Source organism: Mesorhizobium sp. M0496, from assembly GCF_040321205.1.
GTDB lineage: Bacteria > Pseudomonadota > Alphaproteobacteria > Rhizobiales > Rhizobiaceae > Mesorhizobium.
Map to the genome: position 1 here is coordinate 77,929 of NZ_JAMYRC010000014.1, position 18,243 is coordinate 96,171.

The following is an 18,243-nucleotide window of genomic DNA, read 5'->3' on the forward strand; positions in this document are numbered from 1 at the left end:
AATGATCCGCCTGCTGGCGTTCCTCATCGTCGTTTTCGCGCTCGGACTGGGCTTTGCTTGGCTGGCCGACCGTCCGGGCGACATGGTCGTCACCTTCAGCGGCTATCAATACCAGGTCAGTCTGATGGTGGCGGCGGTGGCCGTCGTCGCTGTTGTGGCCGCGGTGATGATCCTGTGGTGGCTGCTTAAGTCGTTGTGGAACAGCCCCTACACAATCTCGCGCTATTTCCGCGTCCGCCGCCGCGACCGTGGCTATCAGGCGCTGTCGACCGGCATGATCGCCGCCGGCGCTGGTGACGGCGCGCTGGCCCGCAAGAAAACCAAGGAAGCGGCCAAGCTGATCCGTTCCGACCAGGAGCCGCTGATCCATCTGCTAGAGGCGCAGGCGTCGCTGCTCGAAGGCGATCATGAAGGGGCGCGGCAGAAATTCGAGAGCATGCTCGACGATCCCGAAATGCGGCTGCTGGGCCTGCGCGGGCTCTATCTCGAAGCCGAACGGCTCGGCGACCGCAACGCAGCCAGGCACTATGCCGGCCGCGCCGCGGTGATGGCGCCGCAATTGGCCTGGGCCGCCGAATCGACGCTGGAAGAGTTGACCGCGCGCGGTGACTGGGACGGCGCCTTGAAACTGGTTGACGCGCAGAAATCGACACGGCAGATCGAACGCGACGCCGCCAACCGCCGCCGCGCCGTGCTGTTGACTGCCAAGGCGCAGGCGCTTGCCGACAGCGATCCCGCCGCCGCCAGAACCGCGGCGATCGAGGCCAACCGGCTCGCCCCCAACTTCGCGCCCGCCGCCGTTGCCGCCGCCGCCGCGCTGTTCAAGCAGAACGACGTGCGCAAGGGCTCAAAGATCCTCGAGGCAGCGTGGAAGGCCGAGCCGCACCCGGAGGTCGCCGAACTCTACACCCATGCAAGGCCTGGCGATGCGGTGCTCGACCGCCTCAACCGGGCGAAGAAGCTGCAGGAGATGAAGAAGAACCACGCCGAGTCGTCGATGACGGTGGCACGCGCGGCGCTCGACGCGCAGGATTTCTCGACCGCCCGCCGCGAGGCCGAGGCCGCGATCCGGATGGATCGTCGCGAGGGCGCCTATCTGCTGCTCGCCGACATCGAGGAGGCCGAGACCGGCGATCAGGGCAAGGTGCGGCAACTTTTGTCCAGGGCGGTACGGGCGCCGCGCGATCCGGCCTGGGTCGCCGACGGCGTGGTGTCCGAGCGCTGGGCGCCGGCATCGCCGATCACCGGCCGGCTCGACGCCTTCGAGTGGCGCGCGCCAATGGAGCGTCTCGGCCAGTTGATCGACAGCCATGACGATGCACCAGCCAGCGCGGCGCCGGTCATCGAAGCGCTGGCAAAGCCGACGAGCGAAAAAAGGCCGGTCGAGGTGATCGACGAAACCCGCCCGGCCGAGACGGCGAGCAAGGACGCCGGGAACCACGAGGATCATGTCAGGCCGATCACGGCGGCGGCCTTCGCTGCGGTGCCGACCGATGCCGAGGGCGTCGAGCCGGCCGAGGAGCTTGCACGGCTGCCGGACGATCCCGGCGTCGATCCGGACGAGGAAGCGGAAAAATCGCCGCGCCGGTTTCGGTTGTTTTGAGTTGGGCCGGCCGTCAGGCCGTTGGGGAATGAGCTATGTTTGAACGCGTTCTGTCATTTCTCAGGGATTTGCCGGCCGGCGCCGGCACGCAGTCCAGCATCGACGATCCGCGCGTTGCGGCTTCGGCGCTCCTCTACCATGTGATGAACGCCGATGGCGTGCGTCAGGATGTCGAGTGGGAGCGGTTCAAGGCGGTGCTGGCGCAGAGCTACTCGATTGGCGGCGCAGAACTCGAAGCGCTTGCCGCCGCCGGCGAGCGGGCCGACAATGAGGCGATCGATCTCTATGCCTTCACCAGTGTCTTGAAGCGTCACCTCGATGCCGATGCGCGCAAGGCTTTTATCGGCCTGATGTGGGAGATCGTCTATGCCGATGGCGAGCTGCACGAGCTGGAAGACAATACGGTCTGGCGCGTCGCCGAGCTGATCGGCGTGGAACGCCGCGACCGCGTCGAGGCGCGCCGCAAGGCGGCCGCACTTGCACCTGGCGCCACCGGAACATCGAGCGACGAATAGGATTTTCGCCTTCCCATGCCGCGCCAGACGAGTTCGAAGCCAAAGATCCTGATCGTGCTGCATCAGGAGAATTCGAGCCCCGGACGCGTCGGCCACATGCTGCTGGAAGAAGGTTTCGATCTCGACATCCGCCGTCCACCGCTGGGTGATGCCTTGCCGGACACGCTGGACGGCCACGCCGGCACGGTGGTGTTCGGCGGGCCGATGAGCGCCAATGACGAGGACGAGTTCGTCCGCCGCGAGACCAACTGGCTGGAAATCCCGCTGAGGGAGAACCGGCCATGTCTCGGCATCTGCCTTGGCGCGCAGATGCTGGTCAACCATCTCGGCGGCAAGGTCGAGGGCCACGGCGACGGGCTGGTCGAGATCGGCTGGTATCCGCTGAAGGCGACCGAGGCCGGCAAGCAACTGATGCACTGGCCGGAGATGGTCTATCAGTTCCACCGCGAGGGCTTTTCGCTGCCCAGGGACGCGACGCTGCTGGCCACGGCCGAGACCTATCCCAACCAAGCCTTCCGCTATGGCGACAATGCCTGGGGCATCCAGTTCCATGGCGAGTTGACCAGGGCGATGATGCAGCGCTGGGTGGTGCGCGGCGCGCATCGCTTCGAACTGCCGGGCGCGCAGCCCGGCCGTGATCATCTCGGCGGCCGGCTGATCTGGGACATGCATCTCAAGCGCTGGCTGGACGAGTTCCTGCGGGGGATTTTCGGCAAGCCGAGCAATAGCTAAGGTTCGAGCACCGGCCGCAGGAAGCTGCGCTCATAGCTGAGAATGCTGCGATTGCGTTTTTCCATTTCAAACACTTCCTGGCATTCCGGGTCGGCAGCCATCCGTTTGCGATAGTCCTCGTAGTCGGCAAGGCTCGGGAAACTGAACATCGCATAAGCGATATTGTTGGCCCCCTCGCTTGGAAGGAAATAGCCGTGATGGTTTCCGCCGAGGTGGTTGACCAGACCTATCCAGCGACGGCCATAATCTTCAAACTCGGCAAGCTTGTAGGGGTCAATGATATATTTCAAGTAGCAAGTGACCATGAGAACTCCTGTGGCATGGGCGAGGCATGTCGGCTGTCAACCGGAAGAGGATCAGTTTCGTCCGTTGAGGTGGCGGACCTTGCGCAGTTGCGGAAACAGCACCATCCACAATCCGGCGACCGCGATCGCGCCGACGCCGCCGACCACGACGGCCGGCACCGTGCCGATCAACGCCGCCATCGTACCGGCGCGGAATTCGCCGACCTCGTTGGAAGCTCCGACGAAGACCTGGTTGACAGCGTTGACACGGCCGCGCACGTGGTCGGGCGTCCACAGCTGGATCAGGGTTTCCCTGATGTAGACGCTGAACATGTCGGTGGCGCCAAGGAAGGCAAGGGCGACGATCGACAGCCAGGTGATGGTCGACAGGCCGAACAGCACGGTGAAGGCGCCGAATGACGCGGCGGAAGCCAGCATGATCATTCCGGCGTGGTTGCGGAGCGGATGCCCGGCCAGCCAGATAGCGACGCAGATGGCGCCGACGCTTGGCGCCGAGCGCAGCAGGCCGAGCCCCCAAGGACCGAGCTGGAGGATGTCGCGCGCGTAGACCGGCAGCAGCGCCGAGGCGCCGGACAGGAGCACGGCGAACAGATCGAGCGAGATGGCGCCCAGCACGATCTTCTCGCTCCAGATATAGCTAAACCCGCCGAACAGGTGCTCCATCGTCGGCTTTTCCGTCTCGGTGCGCTGCGACGGCTTCGGGATGGTGAAGATCAGCAGCCCGGACACAAGCATCAGGACAGCGGCGGTGCCGTAGGCCACTTCCGGCGACACGCCGTAGAGCAGGCCGCCGGCGACCGGACCGACGATGGTCGCCGTCTGCCAAGCCGACGAATTCCAGGCGATGGCGTTGGCGAAATCCTCAGGCGGCACCAGATTGGCGAACAGCGAGGCCGAGGCCGGGCCGAAGAAGGCGCGGGCGACGCCGAACATGGCGAGCACGACGAAGATCGGCAGTGGCCCGCTGATGCCGCGCAACGTCAGAAGCAGCAGCGTCAGCGCGCAGCCCGCCTCCACCACCACCGCCAGCGCCATGATCAGGCGGCGGCCAAAGCGGTCGGCGACGACGCCGGTGACCAGCACCAGCAACAACGACGGCAGGAACTGGACGATGCCGACCAGGCCCAGATCGAGCGGGTCGCGGGTCAAATCGTACATCTGCCAGCCGACCGCCACGGACACGATCATGGTGGCGAATGTGGTGAGGAAACGCGCCGCCCAATAGCTCAGGAAGGAGCGATGGCGGAACGCGGCGTAGCGCTGGTCAGATGATATCTGTTCGGCTGTCATGGATTTAAGAGGCCCCGTTCGAATGGCATCAGCTGGCGGGGCACTTCCACGTTGGGCGCTGGTCCGGCTGGCGGAACTTTTAGCTCAGTTCGCAGCGGCATGTGCGCCAAAAACGGTTCCGGATCAAGAAAATTTCGGCCTAGTCGATCGGCCGCATAGGAAATTTACTGCCGCAGCGCGACGGAGATAGCGTCGAGGCCACCCTTCAATTCGGCTTCCGTCGGCCAGCCGAAGCCGATGCGGAAGAAGCGCTTCTCCATCTCGAACCAGTGGCCGGGTCCGACATAGGTGCCGTGGTTCTCCAGCAGGTTCACATAGAACCGGTCGAGGTCGAAACCGGGATCGACATTCAGGCGTGGGAAGCCGACGACGCCACCTTCCGGCCGCACCCAGTCGACCAGCGGCTCGCGGTCGATCCAGGCCTGGACGATGTCGCGTCGCTTCGCCATTTCGGGCAGCAGCGTCGCCAGGAAGGCGTCCCGGCGCTCAAGCATGCCGCGCGCAATGCCTTCGTCGATGACGCTGCCGCAAATGCCGATCTGTTCCTTGGCGGCCAGGAACTTTTCCTGAAGCTCCGCATCCCTGGTGATCAGCCAGCCGATGCGGATGCCGGGAATGCCGAAGGCCTTGGACAGCGACGAGACGCTGATCGCCTTCGGGCTCAGCGATGCCGCCGACGGCAGGCGACGGCCGTAGGAAAGGTCGCGGTAGGTCTCGTCGACCAGCAGATGACAGTTCGTGCTTTCGGCGAGCGCCACCAGCGCATCGAGTTCGGTTCGGCTCATCATCGTGCCGGTCGGGTTGTGCGGGCAGGTGACGCTGATCAGCCTGGTGTTCGGCTGCATCGCCGCCTTGACGCGTTCGACATCGATGGCGAAGCCCTCCTCGAAGGCCAGGTCGACAAAGCTGATGGCGCAGCCGATCGCCCTTGGGGTTTCGATGTTGGTGGCGTAGTTGGGCCTGATGACGACGAGATGGTCGTTCGCCGACAAAAGCGAGGTTGAGATGATGAACAGCGCGCCGGCGGCACCGGCGGTGACCAGGACATCATCTGATGAAATGCCGGCGTCGTGCGCTGCAATCAGCGCGCGCAACGCCTTGTCGCCGCGATGCTCGCCATAGAACAGCGTCAGATCAGGCAGTGACAGGCCGATGTCGGAGAGTTTCTGGTCGGCGATCGAACTTTCGGAGAGATTGTAACGGATGCGGTCGTAGCCGTACTCCTCCGGCGCCTCTTTCTCGATCACCATCCTGGTGTAGTTCATGGCTTCCCCCAGAGACCTTGTCCGATCTATCCAAGCCATGAAAACATGAAGCCTGCCAAGGCAGATTCGCCGGCAGGCTCCAATCGATCTATTGGCTCAGAGCCAAATTTGAGTCTTTGCCTCAGGCTGAAATCTTGGCCTTCCTGCCCTTGGCAGGTGCCTTCACGGGAGCGGCCTTGCGGCCGAGGCCGATCGACTTCGCCAGCAGCGAACGCGAGGCGGCATAGTTGGGGGCGACCATCGGATAGTCCGACGGCAAGCCCCATTTGGCGCGGTAGGCGTCCGGCGTCAGGCCGAAATGCACGCCGAGATGACGCTTCAGCGATTTGAACTTCTTGCCGTCTTCGAGGCAGATGATGAAATCCGGTGTCACCGACTTCTTGGGGTTGACGGCGGGGACCAGGGGGGCAGCCACCGGGGCCACCGGCTTGCCGAGCCCGCTTATCGACGCGCTGACGCTGGCGATGAGGTCGGGCAAGCCGGAGGCGGGCAAGCGGTTCTTCTCGACGTAAGCGGACACGATGTGGGCGGTCAGCTCGAGCAGGTCGATGTCTTTACGGGCGCTGTTGCTATCGTCGGTCACTCTATTTCTCCGTCTAAAGCGAATGACCTGAAAATCGGATTCGATTCCCGGAAAGGATCATGCGCAAAATCAAAATGCTACGGCGTCCTCTGTGCATCCACGGGACGGGTGGCGTTGTTGTGGCGCGGAATTCCTAGTCGGCAAATCTGCGTAGCGCAATGACTTGATGCCGCGGCACACGTTATTTTGAACAACTATATTAAACAATAACAATATCAGACTATCAATGCCTTGTCGCGCCACAAACGAAATCCGCCTTCGAAGGCGCGTGTGTTGTCGCCACGCCTGGAGTCCGCGGGCAATTCATCGAGCTTGTCGACATTGCCGCCGCCAATGACGACATAGTCCGGCTGCATGGCGGCACGCAGCCGGTCGACGACGTCGAAGACATATCTGCGCCATTTCTTCTTGCCGCGCTTTACCAGGCCGCGTTCGCCGACATAATCCTCGAAGCTCTTGCCGTTCTTGTAGGGAAGGTGGGCGAGTTCCATCGGCTGGGCGACGTTGTCGGCAATCATCGCCGCACCCAGGCCGGTGCCGAGCCCGAGGAACAGCATGCGCCCGCCCTCGTAGCTGCCGATGGCCTGCATCAGCGCATCGTTGACCACTTTCACCGGTTTGCCGAACGCACCCGCGAAGTCGAATCCAGCCCAACCCTTGCCAAGATTGGCAGGGTCGGTGAGCGGCCTGTTGTGGTTGACCGGGCCGGGATAGCCCATCGAGATGACGTCATAGGGCAGGCCCTCGGCGAGCTTCTTGACCGCGTCGATCATCTGCTGCGGCGTCAGGTCCGGCCCGGAGTCGACGCGGCGCTCCTCGCCGCCGGCGCTGGTCAGGATCTTGACGTGCGAGCCGCCAATATCGATCGAAAGCACGATCTTTTCAGCTGACTTCTCAGGGCCCGATGCCTGTTGTTTCACCGCCTTGGCCATCGTGTCAGCCTCTCATTTCACCGGATCAATCCAGCCGTTGGGCGGCCCGAAACCGGCCATGACGTCCACGGGCCCCCATGTTCCCGGCTCGTAGAGATGCGGCGGCGTCGTGTCGCCAAGCACCGGGCCGACGATGCGCCAGGCCAGTTCGCTTGCATCCTGGCGGGTGAACAGCTGACCGTTACCGTTCATGGCATCGCCGATCAACCGCTCATAGGGCGGCATGTCGCCCTTGCTGTCGTCGAGCGCCGTCAGTTCGACCTGCTCGCCGATCATGTCGTCGCCCGGCGCCTTGCGCTGGGCGCCGATGGCGATCACCACCTGTGGATCGATGCGGAAGCGGACGTAGTTCTGGTCGGCGGGCTTGATCGGGTCGAAGACGTCGAGCGGCGGCCGCTTCAGCCGCACCACCACTTCGGTGACATGCACCGGCATGTTCTTGCCGGCGCGGATGAAGAACGGCACGTCCTGCCAGCGCCAGGTGTCGACGAAGAAGCGCACCGCCGCGAAGGTCTCGACGGGCGAGTTCGGCGCCACGCCCGGTTCAGTGAGATAGCCGGTGAACTGGCCGCGCACGACATCGTCCCTGGTCAGCGTGCGGATGGCGCGCAGCACCTGCACCTTCTCGTCGATCAGGTCGTCGGCGGAACGGCCGACGGGCGGCTCCATGGCAAGCAGCAACAGGATGTTGAGCAGATGGTTCTCGATGACGTCCCTGATGCAGCCGACATCGTCATAGAAGCGGCCACGACCCTCGACGCCGAAATCCTCGGCCATGGTGATCTGCACGCTCTCGACGAAATTGCGGTTCCAGATCGGCTCGAGGAGGGAATTGGCGAAGCGGAAATAGAGCAGGTTCTGGATCGCTTCCTTGCCGAGATAGTGGTCGATGCGGAAGATCGACTGTTCGTCGAATACCAGGTGCAGAACCCGGTTCAGCCAGCGTGCCGATTGCAGATCGTGGCCGAAAGGCTTTTCCACCATCAGCCGCGCGCCCTGGGCCGTGCCCGATTGCTCCAAGCCCTGGACGACGGTTTCGAACATGGTCGGCGGCACTGCCATGTAATGCAGCGGCCGCTGCGCGGTGCCGAGCGCGCTTTTCAGTTTCTCGAACGTCGCCCCATCGCGGTAGTCGCCGCTGACATAGCGCAGCAGGGAGGCGAATTTGGCAAACGCCTCTTCGTCGATCTTGCCGAGCGCATTGACGATGCCGTCGCGGGCGCGCGCCTGCAATTGCTTGAGGTCCCAGGCGTCGAAGGCGACACCGATCACCGGTTCGGTGAGCGTGCCCTTGGCGACCATCTGGTAAAGCGCTGGAAATATCTTCTTGTGGGCGAGGTCGCCGGTCGCCCCGAAGAGCACCAGCGTATCGGACCGTTCCTGCCTCATGAGCGTCTCCCCTGCCGCCGTCACTTGCCGGCCTTTTCGACATGGCCGCCAAAGGCATAGCGCATGGCGGACAACAGCTTGTCGGCGAATTCGGATTCGCCTTGTGAGGAGAAGCGGTCGAACAGCGCCGAGGACAGCACCGGCGCCGGCACGCCGGTGTCGATCGCCGCCTTCAGCGTCCAGCGGCCTTCGCCGGAATCCGAGACGCGGCCGCCGAAATTCGCCAGGCCCGGATCGCTCTTCAGCGCGCCGGCCGTCAGGTCGAGCAGCCAGGAGCCGATGACGCTGCCATGCCGCCAGACCTCGGCCACCTGGGGAAGATCGATGTCGAACTGGTAGTATTGCGGGTTTTCCAGCGGGCTGGTCTCGGCGTCCGCCGTTCGTTGCCGCTTGCCGGCATTGGCCGACTTCAGGATGTTCATGCCCTCGGCATAGGCGGCCATGACGCCATATTCGATGCCATTGTGCACCATCTTGACGAAGTGGCCGGCGCCGCTCGGTCCGCAATGCAGATAGCCAAAGGGGGCGGTCCCGGCATCCCCGGGCGGATTGGAGCCGGCGTCGGCGCCCGGCGCCAGCGTGGCAAAGACCGAATCGAGGTGTTGCACCGCCACATCGGGACCGCCGATCATCAGGCAATAGCCACGCTCCAGACCCCAGACACCGCCGCTGGTGCCGACATCGACAAGATGGATACCCTTGGTGGCCAGTTTCGCGGCCTGGTCGACGGCGTCGTGATAGTAGGAATTACCGCCGTCGATGACGATGTCGCCCGGCTCCATCAGGGTCGCGACCTGATCGATGATCCTGCCGGTGATGGCTGCCGGCAGCATCAGCCACACACAACGCGGCTTGGCGAGCTTGCCGACGAATTCTTCCATTGATGCCGCCCCTAGCGCGCCGTCGGTCACCAGGGCCGCGACGCTGGCGGGGTTGATGTCGTAGACGACGCATTCGTGGCCGTCGCGCATCAGGCGCCGGACCATGTTGGCGCCCATCCGGCCCAGTCCCATCATTCCGATCTGCATGGTTTCGTCCCTGTTTGCTGAAAGATTTACGGGGTTTATCGAGGAAGGATCACCTGGTTATCCCAGGCGCCTGATGTGACGGAGAAGTCGACATTCTCCCAATCGCCGGTCCCGGGCCAGAAAAAAGTGAAGATCAGCGTGCTTCCCTCGGGGAGGCCGGCGACGGACAGATCGGCAAGATGGATGCCGAACGCGTTCTCCGCCGTTTGGCTGTCATGGGCGGTCGTCCAGTTGTCGGTGCTCCAGTGAATCGTGGCTGGGGCCAGCAGCTCGACGCGCAGCATCTTGCCGGCGGGCATGGTGCGGATCTTGTTGTTGAACCGCCATGTCCTGAACGGCGATACCGTCTTGTCCTCGATGTAGCGCTTGACGCCTTGCGGTGGCATGTCGAAGACCGCGCCGTCGCGCAGCGAGCGCAACAGCTTGATATGCTCCGAATGCGCCCAGACCAGGGGCATGGCGCTGCCCGAGGGGCGGCCATGCAGCAGTTCGCGCTCTGGCATATCAGCGCCGTCCCAGACTTGCTCCGGCAACAGACCGCCCGGTCCGGCCGAGCCTTCCAGTGCTGCCAGCAGGCTGGCCGCCTTGTCCTTGCGCCCTGCCGCCAGCTCGTAGTGGGCGCGCTCGCCGGCCAGCAACGGCCACGGACGGCCCTGGCCGGTACCGTCGAATGGCGCGCCATCTTCGTGCTCGCCATAGCCGTCGCTGGTGTAGCGATACCAGAGCGGGCCTTGCGGCAGGTCGCAGCGCAATTGCGCATCGATAACCCTAGCTGTATCGACGATGCGCGGATCATCGGCCGCCCGCAGGCCGAAACGCACCAGCGCCAGCGCGTCCGGGCTGACGATTTCCTCGTCGGGCCGGTCGCTATCGCCGGGCGGCCGGTTCTTGATCGGAACGTAGCCATCCTTCGGCGAGCCGGCCTCGGCGCCGTCGGGCGGCGCGATGCGGACGTAGTAGCCTTCGACGCCTACCGCCTTGCAGGTCGCCGTGCCGGTGACATAGGTCCAGCGTTCGACCTGGTCGTTCCAGACATCGGCGGTCTCGCGCAGATAGGCCGCCGGCTCAGGCTTGCCGCAGGCGTCGACCAGGTCGGCCGCGGCCAGCAGTGCGGCGATCTCGACGGCGAGCGTGAACGGGCTGTAGCCTGCATCCTCTTCCCAGCGGTCCTCGCCGGTGACCGGTCCGTTGCGCACGACATAGCCGGCGGCGCGCTCGATCATCGGCAGCAAGGCTGCGAGCCTGGCGCGCGGCAAATGGCCCGCGCGATGCAAGGCGTCGGCCAGCAGCAGCGGGAAGGCGCATTCGTCCATCTGGATACCGGGCCAATAGGCCGATCCGTCGAGCCAGGCGTTCTGCGGCCAGTGGCCGTCGGGCTGCTGGATGGAGCTGAGATAGTCGAGGATTTGCAGCGCCGAGGCGGCGTCGCCGGCAGCGAGGAAGCCGCCAGCCGTCTCGACCAGATCGCGCGGCCAGACCAGATGGTAGCCGCCGAGATCGTCGTCGCCCTTGTTGAAGCCCCACGGGATAGACAGGCTGGCGACCGCGCCGCCCGGCATGGCGATCGACCGGTGCGTCGCCAGAACCGCGGTGCTGATGCGGTAGCTGTTGATCCCCGATTCGCCATGACGGTCCAGCGGCAGCAGGCTCTTTTGCCATTTACGCCATTCTTCGACATATGACTTCGCCGCTGGTTCAAAGCCTTGCTTCAAGCTGGCAAGAGCAGTCTCCGCCGCTTCGTCGGGTGTCGCTCCAAACCCCAGAGCCAGCACGGCCTTGGTCTTGGTCTCGGAAAAGCCGATCTCGCCGGTCAGCGCGACATTGCCGTCCTCGGCCCGCTGGCATGCCGGATCGAGCACGCCGGTGTTGTGCAGTTGCTGCCAGCCGTCGGAGACACCGACATAGCCGGCCGAGCCGCTCCGCCAGGGCAACGAGGAGGCCAGCGCCAGGCAGGTGCCACGCCCCGAGGCAAACAGCACGGGCTTGCCTTTGTGCTCGCCGACCCAGGCGGTGTTGCCCATGCCGGCATTGACCAGATGCGGCGCCAGCAGGGCGTAGACACGGTAGTCGCCGGCGGCACCTGTGAGCGGCGTGAAGGTGATTTCTTGCAGCAAAGCGGGCCGCGCCGGATCGGCAAGGATGCGCTTTTCGATCCGGTAGGCGCCGTCGCTCGCGGTGTTGACCAGCCTGTAGGCGGGCACGCCGTCCTCGAACGGTTCGATGATGTGCGCGGCATCGCGCTTCTCTTCCGAGAAATAGCAGCCGGGGCCGGTGACGATCAGGCCAAGGTCGCGCGTGCAGGCGCTGTCGAGGCGCGGATAGTAGATCTCGTTGAGGATGCCGTGGCTGATCGTGAACCAGATCCGGCCGGCCGGCGAAAGCGAAGTTCCGACGCCACTCTTGGCGCTAGACGTCCAACGGGCCGGAATTCCCGGGGCGCCCGGAGCAACGTTATGCGTCACTGGCATTCTGTTTCGGTCTCCTGGCTTCTTCCCTAGACCAGGACGCGAACCCTTTACAATCACTGCACCGCAAGTTGATCGGGCGGGCCAACGGCAGGGCAACGAACTCGGGTTAGCGGGTTCCTTCGGAGCCTTCGCCTGCGCATTGGCTGACGGAGCATCAAACGAAAAACCCGCCTGTGCGGCGGGTCATTGGCGCAAATCAGCACCATGGACGAATATGTACCATAGCTGAGGGCACGGAGTCAAGAAAAAATTCCTATTACCGGCACAAAAGCCGACACCGCCGAACTGTCGTCAGGTCTTTTGTCAACCTGAGTGCGGAGCCCTATGGCCAACCGAGCCGTCGTTGACAGCGGCGGCGGCATGCGTCCACTATTTCCCGGCACGGGAGGATCGTGAAAGCAATGGCGGAAGTGTCCCTGGTCCTGATCGACCGGCTGCTGGCGATATCGCGGGCGCTTGCCGGCCATATCGATCCCGGCACGGCGTTCCGCGCGACAGCCATCGAGATCGGCTCGCTCATTCCGCACGACCATATGGATCTGGCGGTGCTGTCGCATGACGGCCGCCGGCACGCCTGTTATGAAGCCGGCTTCCACACCAGCTGGAGCGAACTTGCCCAACACCCGCTGCCGACCGAAGTCAGCCCGATCCGCTCGGTGCTGTGGGGCGAGGTACCCTATCTGCTCGCCGATGACGCGTTGAGCGACGAGCGCTTCCATTTCGCCACCGCCATCGATGGGCCGATCTTCGCCGCCCGACTGCGCAGCCGCATCGTCGTGCCGCTCAGGGCACGTGGCGGCATTATCGGCGCGCTCAACATCAGCCGGCACGAGGTCGATTGCTACACGCTTGCCGATGTCGCGGTCGCCCAGCAATGCGCGGACCTGATCGCGCCCTATATCTTCGCGCTGATCCAGACCGAGGAGGCGCGCCGCGCCATGCTGGCCGAGAGCGAGGCGCGCAACCGCGTCGAACTGCTGCGGGTCGGTGCCTCGCAGCTGACCGAAGGCATGGAGCGCGAACGCCGGCGCATGGCCATGGACCTGCACGACCAGACGCTCGCCGACCTCGCCCGCATTGCGCGCCAGCTTTCGGCCCTTCGTGGCCAGGGCGTGGCGCGGGCGGCGCAGCTTGCCGATCTCGAGCAGGAGGTCGCCGGCTGCCTGACGGAACTGCGCCACATCGTCGATGACATGCGGCCGAGCGTGCTCGAACTGTTCGGCCTGCGCGACGCCGTCGAGGCGCATCTCAATCGCAGCGTCGCCAGGGCCAAGCCACCGATCGCCGTGCGCATCGCCGACACCAGCGACGGCGCCGCCGACAGCCTGCCCGAGCCTGTCCGCACCGCGCTCTACCGGATCGTGCAGGAAGCCATCAACAATGCCGTTCGCCACGCCGCACCGCACCGCATCGATGTGCTGCTGGCGTCGACCGCGAGCGTGCTGCGGGTGATCGTCACCGATGACGGCCAGGGATGCGGCGTTGTCGATCCGGCGGCTCATGGCGGCATCGGCCATATGCACACGCGGGCCGCCCTTATCGGGGCACGGCTGCGCATCGGCCAGGCCGGACGCAAGAGCGGTGGCACGAAAAGCGGCGGCACGCGTGTCGTCGTCGAGATCGACCGCCAGCCGTCGCGGGAATTGCCGACTGCGGCGGCTGCAACAGCATCCGGCGAGCTCGCCGTGTCGGAGGCCATGTGATGCTTGTGATGATCGCCGAGAATGACGGGCTGCACCGCACCTTCGCGCGGCGCACCGTCGAGCAATTGTGGCCCGGCGACGTCGAGGTGATCGAAGCAAGCGATGGCGAGGACGCCATCAGCCTGGCGGCCGAGCGCGAGCCGCCGCATGTCGTGCTCGACCTGCAGATGCCGAAGGCGACAGGGATCGAGGTCGCTAAGGCGATCTGGAACCGCCGCGCCGGCACGCACATCCTGTTCTGGTCCAATTTCGCCGACGAGGCCTATGTGCGCGGCGTGGCGCGCATCGTGCCGCCCGGCTCGGTCTACGGCTATGTGCTGAAGTCAGCGACGGAGGAGGGCATGCGGTCCGCCTTGCGCGGCGTTTTCCGCGATGGCCATTGCATTATCGACCGCGAGATCCGCGGCATCCAGCACCGCGTGCAGGACAAGTTCGAGGGCATCACCGACGGCGAATATGAAAGCCTGATCGACATCGCGCTCGGCCTGACCGACCGCGCCATCGCCGCACGCCGGGGCCTGTCGATCCGTGGCGCACAAAGCCGCATCAAGCATGTCTACGACAAGCTCGGCATCGTGCCGGCGGAAGACGGCGCCGGCGATGCTTCCGTGTTCAACTCGCGGACGCGGGCGATCTATCTCGCCATGGCGCGCGGCCTGATCAACATCGACGCGCTACGCCGCGAGCAGGACCGGCTCGATGCCTGGCTGACACAGGCGCCGCCGGGCCACTGATTGCAGTTCTTTGCGACTGTGCAAACGCACAGTCGGCCGTGCGCTTTGACCGGTATCGCCACGTCGGCGCCGCAACTACGCTCGATCCCCAACGAGAAGATCATATCGGGGAAGCGCTCATGCCATTCGTCACCATGCGGATACGCACGGCTGGTCGCGCCGCCGGGAGCCGGTGATGTCGGTGTCGGCGCGCGCCCGCCATTCCGGCCTGGACGACGTCGTCGGCGATGCGACGATCGAAACGCTGGCGAGCGGCTTCGGCTTCCTCGAAGGGCCGGTCTGGCACCCCTACGAAAAGTGGCTGGTCTTCTCCGACATTCCGGAAAGCCGTATGTACCGCCGCGGCAGCGCGGGCGAGATCGTGCTGTTCCGCGAACCGAGCCACAAGGCCAATGGCAACACGCTGGACCGCCAGGGGCGGCTGGTCACCTGCGAGCACGCGATGAGCCGTGTGACCCGCGCCGAGCCCAACGGCAGCGTGACCGTGCTTGCCACGCACCATCAGGGCAAACAGCTCAATAGCCCGAACGACATCGTTATCGCCACCGGCGGGTCGGTTTACTTCACCGATCCGGGCTATGGCAGGGTGGAATTCTATGGCGTGCCACGTCCTCAGGAGCTGCCGTTCCAGGGTGTCTACCGCATCGATGGCGACGGCGCACAACTGACGTTGCTGGCCGACGATTTCGTGCAGCCGAACGGACTTTGCTTTTCGCTGGACGAGTCGCGGCTGTTCATCAACGACACCGAACAAGGACACATCAGGGTGTTTGGTGTCGAGGCGAATGGCGACCTGAACGGCGGAGCCGTCTGGGCCGTGACCGAGGGCGAGGGGCCGGGCGCGCCGGACGGCATGAAGATCGACAGCCGCGGAAATCTTTACTGCACCGGCCCCGGCGGCATCCATGTCTTTGATGCGTCGGGCGCCATTCTTGGCGTCATCCGGACGCCCGAAGATTGCGCGAATTTCACGTTCGGCGACGACGACCTACAAAGCCTCTACATAACCGCGTCGACGTCATTGTACCGGCTCCGGGTACGGGTGCCGGGATTGAGACTGTTTTGAGTGCGCGACAATCCGTGCTCAAATCAGAGTTGGGAGTGAGGCCGGGGTCAAAGCCGGCGGGAATTGCAGCAGTCAACACATCTGGGAGGATTACGACATGAAGAAACTGTTCGTTCTGGGCGCTCTGGCCGCAATGCTCGCCTCGGGCACGGCGCTGGCCGATACCAGTGGCAAGAAGATCGCCTTTTCCAACAACTATGCCGGCAATTCGTGGCGGCAGGCGATGCTCGACAGCTATGGCATCGTCACCAAGAAGGCGGTCGCCGACAAGATCGTCGGCGCGGCCGATATCTTCACCACCGCCGACAAGGAAGTGCCGACGCAGGCGGCGCAGGTGCAGAACCTGATCCTGCAGGGCTATGACGCGATCGTCATCAACGCCGCCTCGCCGGATGCGCTCAACGGCGCCATCAAGCAGGCCTGCGATGCCGGTATTGTCGTTGTCTCTTTCGACGGCACCGTAACCGAACCTTGCGCCTATCGCGTCGTCGTGGACTTCAAGGACATGGGCAAGCAGGAAGTCGAGCAGATGGCCAAGTTCCAGCCCAAGGGTGGGAACCTGCTGGAAATCCGTGGCCTTGCCGGTACCTCGATCGACGATGCCATTCATGCCGGCATCCTCGAAGGCGTTGCCGCCCATCCCGAGTTCAAGATCGTCGGTTCGGTGACCGGCGACTGGGACCAGACGACGGCGCAGAAGGCGGTGGCGACCATCCTGCCGTCGCTGCCCGAGGTCGTCGGCATCGTCGACCAGGGCGGTGACGGCTATGGCGCGGCACAGGCCTTCGCCGCCGCCGGCAAGCCGCGCCCGACCATCATCATGGGCAACCGCCAGGACGAGTTGCAGTGGTGGAAGGAACAGAAGGACAAGGACGGCTACCAGACCTGGTCGGCATCGATCGCGCCCGGCGTGTCGTCGCTCGCCTTCTGGGTGGCGCAGCAGGTGCTCGACGGCCGCACGGACATTCCGCACGATCTGCTGGTGCCGTATCTGGCCTTCACCCAAGACGATTTCGAGGCCGAGTTGCCGAAGATCCCCAAGGGTGGCGTTGCCAGCCACGAATACACGCAGGAAGATGCAATCGCGGCCATCAAAGCCAACATCAAGTGAGCATCACGGCAGCGTTGCCGTCCGTATCGCCGAACGGATATCGTTGAGCATGCCTGAAGGGAACGCTGACATCATCAGACTGAACGGCGCCGAAAAGCATTTCGGCGCCGTTCGCGCACTGGGCGGCGTCGATTTTCACGTCGGGCCCGGCGAATGCGTCGGTCTCGTCGGCCACAATGGCGCCGGCAAATCGACGCTGATGCACATGGTGGCGGGCACGCTGGTGCCCGACAGCGGGCAGATCGGCGTGCATGGCGGCACTGAGGACAACTACTCGGTGTCGCGGGCGCAGCAGCTCGGCATACGCTGCGTGTTTCAGGAATTATCGCTGTGTCCCAATCTCAGCGTTGCCGAGAACACGCGTATCAACCACGCGTCGCTGCGCGGGCTCGGCTGGCGGCGCAAGGCGGCCGAGCTGATCGCCGCCAAGCTCGACGAGATCTTTCCGGGCCACAGCATCTCGCCCTCGGATATTGTCGGCGACCTGTCGATCGGCCGGCGCCAGATGGTGGAGGTGGCGCGCGCGTTCACGGTGACCCAGGATCGTCTCGACCTTGTCATCCTCGACGAGCCGACATCGTCGCTAGACGCGCATACGGCCGGACAGTTGCTGGCCTTCGTGCGCCGCTTCGTCGCCGGCGGCAAAAGCTGCATCCTGATCTCGCATGTCCTGGGCGAGGTGCTGCGCAACGCCGACCGCATCGTGGTGATGCGTGACGGCAAGGTGGTTGTCGCAGACGCCGCGAGTGTCTTCGACCGCGACCGGCTGGTGACGGCGATGGGCGGTGCGGAAGCGCGCCAGAAGATCGCCGCCGAAATCGCTGCCGCCAAGCCCGGGGCCAGTCCGCTGCGGGTCCGGGCGCGGCCGGCCGCGCAGAAGGACGGCACCGACCTTGTCGCTTGCGCCGGCGAGATCATCGGCCTTGCCGGGCTGGCAGGCCACGGCCAGACCGACCTGCTGCTGGCGATCTTCGCCGCGGCATCGCGCGCCCGGGCCGGCATCGAGGTGACCGCGCCGGTGGCGCTGGTGGCCGGCGACCGCCAGGCGGACGGCATTTTTCCGCAATGGTCGATCACTGAGAACATCGGCATCCGCTCGCTTACGCGCCTGCGCAAAGGGCTGCTGATCTCGCCGCAGCGCGAGGCCGAGCTTGCAGCATTTTGGCAGAAGAAAATCGGCATCCGTACGCCTGATATGAACAACAACATCTTTTCGCTGTCGGGCGGCAACCAGCAGAAAGCGCTGTTTGCCCGCGCCTTCGGCTCCGATGCACAGATCGTGCTGATGGACGATCCGATGCGCGGCGTCGACATCGGCACCAAGCTGGAGGTCTACGACCTCGTGCGCGAGGAAGCAGGCCGCGGCCGCACCTTCCTCTGGTACACCACGGAAACCGAAGAACTCGACAATTGCGACCACGTCTATGTCTTCAAGAACGGCCGCATCGTCGCCAATCTGCGCCGCGACGAGTTGACCGAAGAGAAGATCATCCAATCCTCGTTCGGCGATGCGGCCTGA

The 18,243-nt window shown here is 64.6% G+C and carries 16 protein-coding genes; 8 read left to right on the plus strand and 8 right to left on the minus strand.

Annotated features, from left to right (window positions below):
* The first annotated feature begins 1 nt into the window (after position 1).
* From NKI73_RS14955 to NKI73_RS14965, 3 genes are read left to right on the plus strand one after another with little or no spacing between them, the layout of a single operon-like run.
* Positions 2–1,603 (plus strand): heme biosynthesis protein HemY, encoded by a 1,602-nt coding sequence (locus NKI73_RS14955; protein WP_352630872.1) that lies wholly within the window; start codon positions 2–4, stop codon positions 1,601–1,603.
* A gap of 35 nt (positions 1,604–1,638) precedes the next feature.
* Positions 1,639–2,118: a tellurite resistance TerB family protein gene (locus NKI73_RS14960; RefSeq protein WP_352630874.1), complete on the plus strand. Its 480-nt coding sequence runs from the start codon at positions 1,639–1,641 to the stop codon at positions 2,116–2,118.
* Between the two features lie 15 nt (positions 2,119–2,133).
* On the plus strand, positions 2,134–2,850 hold the full coding sequence (locus NKI73_RS14965; RefSeq protein WP_352630876.1) for a glutamine amidotransferase: 717 nt from the start codon (positions 2,134–2,136) through the stop codon (positions 2,848–2,850).
* On the opposite strand, the gene NKI73_RS14970 is transcribed toward NKI73_RS14965, so the two are convergent.
* The 8 genes from NKI73_RS14970 to NKI73_RS15005 form a co-directional block, all read right to left on the minus strand.
* Complete coding sequence (locus NKI73_RS14970; protein WP_352630890.1) at positions 2,847–3,155, minus strand: NIPSNAP family protein; 309 nt, start codon at positions 3,153–3,155, stop codon at positions 2,847–2,849. The genes NKI73_RS14965 and NKI73_RS14970 overlap by 4 nt on opposite strands.
* 51 nt (positions 3,156–3,206) lie before the next feature.
* Positions 3,207–4,445 (minus strand): MFS transporter, encoded by a 1,239-nt coding sequence (locus tag NKI73_RS14975; RefSeq protein WP_352630895.1) that lies wholly within the window; start codon positions 4,443–4,445, stop codon positions 3,207–3,209.
* Positions 4,446–4,609: 164 nt separating this feature from the next.
* Positions 4,610–5,710 (minus strand): aminotransferase class I/II-fold pyridoxal phosphate-dependent enzyme, encoded by a 1,101-nt coding sequence (locus NKI73_RS14980; protein ID WP_352630897.1) that lies wholly within the window; start codon positions 5,708–5,710, stop codon positions 4,610–4,612.
* A 121-nt stretch (positions 5,711–5,831) separates the two neighbouring features.
* Complete coding sequence (locus NKI73_RS14985) at positions 5,832–6,293, minus strand: Ros/MucR family transcriptional regulator (RefSeq protein ID WP_352630898.1); 462 nt, start codon at positions 6,291–6,293, stop codon at positions 5,832–5,834.
* Between the two features lie 215 nt (positions 6,294–6,508).
* The gene (locus NKI73_RS14990; RefSeq protein WP_352630900.1) at positions 6,509–7,225 is read right to left on the minus strand and encodes an ROK family protein; all 717 of its coding nucleotides are present in this window, start codon (positions 7,223–7,225) and stop codon (positions 6,509–6,511) included.
* A gap of 12 nt (positions 7,226–7,237) precedes the next feature.
* Entirely contained in the window at positions 7,238–8,614 is a 1,377-nt protein-coding gene (gene zwf, locus NKI73_RS14995) for a glucose-6-phosphate dehydrogenase (RefSeq protein WP_352630902.1), read from the minus strand.
* Positions 8,615–8,634: 20 nt separating this feature from the next.
* The gene (gnd, locus tag NKI73_RS15000) at positions 8,635–9,642 is read right to left on the minus strand and encodes a phosphogluconate dehydrogenase (NAD(+)-dependent, decarboxylating) (RefSeq protein WP_352630903.1); all 1,008 of its coding nucleotides are present in this window, start codon (positions 9,640–9,642) and stop codon (positions 8,635–8,637) included.
* A 35-nt stretch (positions 9,643–9,677) separates the two neighbouring features.
* On the minus strand, positions 9,678–12,110 hold the full coding sequence (locus NKI73_RS15005; protein WP_352630905.1) for a glucan 1,4-alpha-glucosidase: 2,433 nt from the start codon (positions 12,108–12,110) through the stop codon (positions 9,678–9,680).
* A 401-nt stretch (positions 12,111–12,511) separates the two neighbouring features.
* Between NKI73_RS15005 and NKI73_RS15010 the strand changes: the two genes are divergently transcribed.
* The 5 genes from NKI73_RS15010 to NKI73_RS15030 all read left to right on the plus strand — a co-directional run bounded on the left by NKI73_RS15010 (position 12,512) and on the right by NKI73_RS15030 (position 18,243).
* A complete protein-coding gene (locus NKI73_RS15010; RefSeq protein ID WP_352630907.1) occupies positions 12,512–13,813 on the plus strand; it encodes a sensor histidine kinase in 1,302 nt (433 codons plus the stop codon).
* Positions 13,813–14,547 carry a response regulator gene (locus NKI73_RS15015; RefSeq protein WP_352630909.1) on the plus strand — a complete coding sequence of 245 codons (735 nt, stop codon included), beginning with the start codon at positions 13,813–13,815 and terminating at the stop codon, positions 14,545–14,547. Before NKI73_RS15010 ends, NKI73_RS15015 begins: the two co-directional genes overlap by 1 nt.
* A 175-nt stretch (positions 14,548–14,722) precedes the next feature.
* Positions 14,723–15,613, plus strand: a complete 891-nt coding sequence (locus tag NKI73_RS15020) for an SMP-30/gluconolactonase/LRE family protein (protein WP_352630910.1) — start codon at positions 14,723–14,725, stop codon at positions 15,611–15,613.
* A 97-nt stretch (positions 15,614–15,710) separates the two neighbouring features.
* Positions 15,711–16,724 carry an ABC transporter substrate-binding protein gene (locus NKI73_RS15025; protein WP_352630912.1) on the plus strand — a complete coding sequence of 338 codons (1,014 nt, stop codon included), beginning with the start codon at positions 15,711–15,713 and terminating at the stop codon, positions 16,722–16,724.
* A 49-nt stretch (positions 16,725–16,773) separates the two neighbouring features.
* Entirely contained in the window at positions 16,774–18,243 is a 1,470-nt protein-coding gene (locus tag NKI73_RS15030) for a sugar ABC transporter ATP-binding protein (RefSeq protein WP_352630914.1), read from the plus strand.

Bases quoted from the DNA above. Each gene is read 5' to 3' on its own strand.
- NKI73_RS14955 (WP_352630872.1), top strand. From the start codon at position 2: ATGATCCGCCTGCTGGCGTTCCTCATCGTCGTTTTCGCGCTCGGACTG.
- NKI73_RS14960 (WP_352630874.1), top strand. From the start codon at position 1,639: ATGTTTGAACGCGTTCTGTCATTTCTCAGGGATTTGCCGGCCGGCGCC.
- NKI73_RS14965 (WP_352630876.1), top strand. From the start codon at position 2,134: ATGCCGCGCCAGACGAGTTCGAAGCCAAAGATCCTGATCGTGCTGCAT.
- NKI73_RS14970 (WP_352630890.1), bottom strand. From the start codon at position 3,155: ATGGTCACTTGCTACTTGAAATATATCATTGACCCCTACAAGCTTGCC.
- NKI73_RS14975 (WP_352630895.1), bottom strand. From the start codon at position 4,445: ATGACAGCCGAACAGATATCATCTGACCAGCGCTACGCCGCGTTCCGC.
- NKI73_RS14980 (WP_352630897.1), bottom strand. From the start codon at position 5,710: ATGAACTACACCAGGATGGTGATCGAGAAAGAGGCGCCGGAGGAGTAC.
- NKI73_RS14990 (WP_352630900.1), bottom strand. From the start codon at position 7,225: ATGGCCAAGGCGGTGAAACAACAGGCATCGGGCCCTGAGAAGTCAGCT.
- zwf (WP_352630902.1), bottom strand. From the start codon at position 8,614: ATGAGGCAGGAACGGTCCGATACGCTGGTGCTCTTCGGGGCGACCGGC.
- gnd (WP_352630903.1), bottom strand. From the start codon at position 9,642: ATGCAGATCGGAATGATGGGACTGGGCCGGATGGGCGCCAACATGGTC.
- NKI73_RS15005 (WP_352630905.1), bottom strand. From the start codon at position 12,110: ATGCCAGTGACGCATAACGTTGCTCCGGGCGCCCCGGGAATTCCGGCC.
- NKI73_RS15010 (WP_352630907.1), top strand. From the start codon at position 12,512: ATGGCGGAAGTGTCCCTGGTCCTGATCGACCGGCTGCTGGCGATATCG.
- NKI73_RS15015 (WP_352630909.1), top strand. From the start codon at position 13,813: ATGCTTGTGATGATCGCCGAGAATGACGGGCTGCACCGCACCTTCGCG.
- NKI73_RS15020 (WP_352630910.1), top strand. From the start codon at position 14,723: ATGTCGGTGTCGGCGCGCGCCCGCCATTCCGGCCTGGACGACGTCGTC.
- NKI73_RS15025 (WP_352630912.1), top strand. From the start codon at position 15,711: ATGAAGAAACTGTTCGTTCTGGGCGCTCTGGCCGCAATGCTCGCCTCG.
- NKI73_RS15030 (WP_352630914.1), top strand. From the start codon at position 16,774: ATGCCTGAAGGGAACGCTGACATCATCAGACTGAACGGCGCCGAAAAG.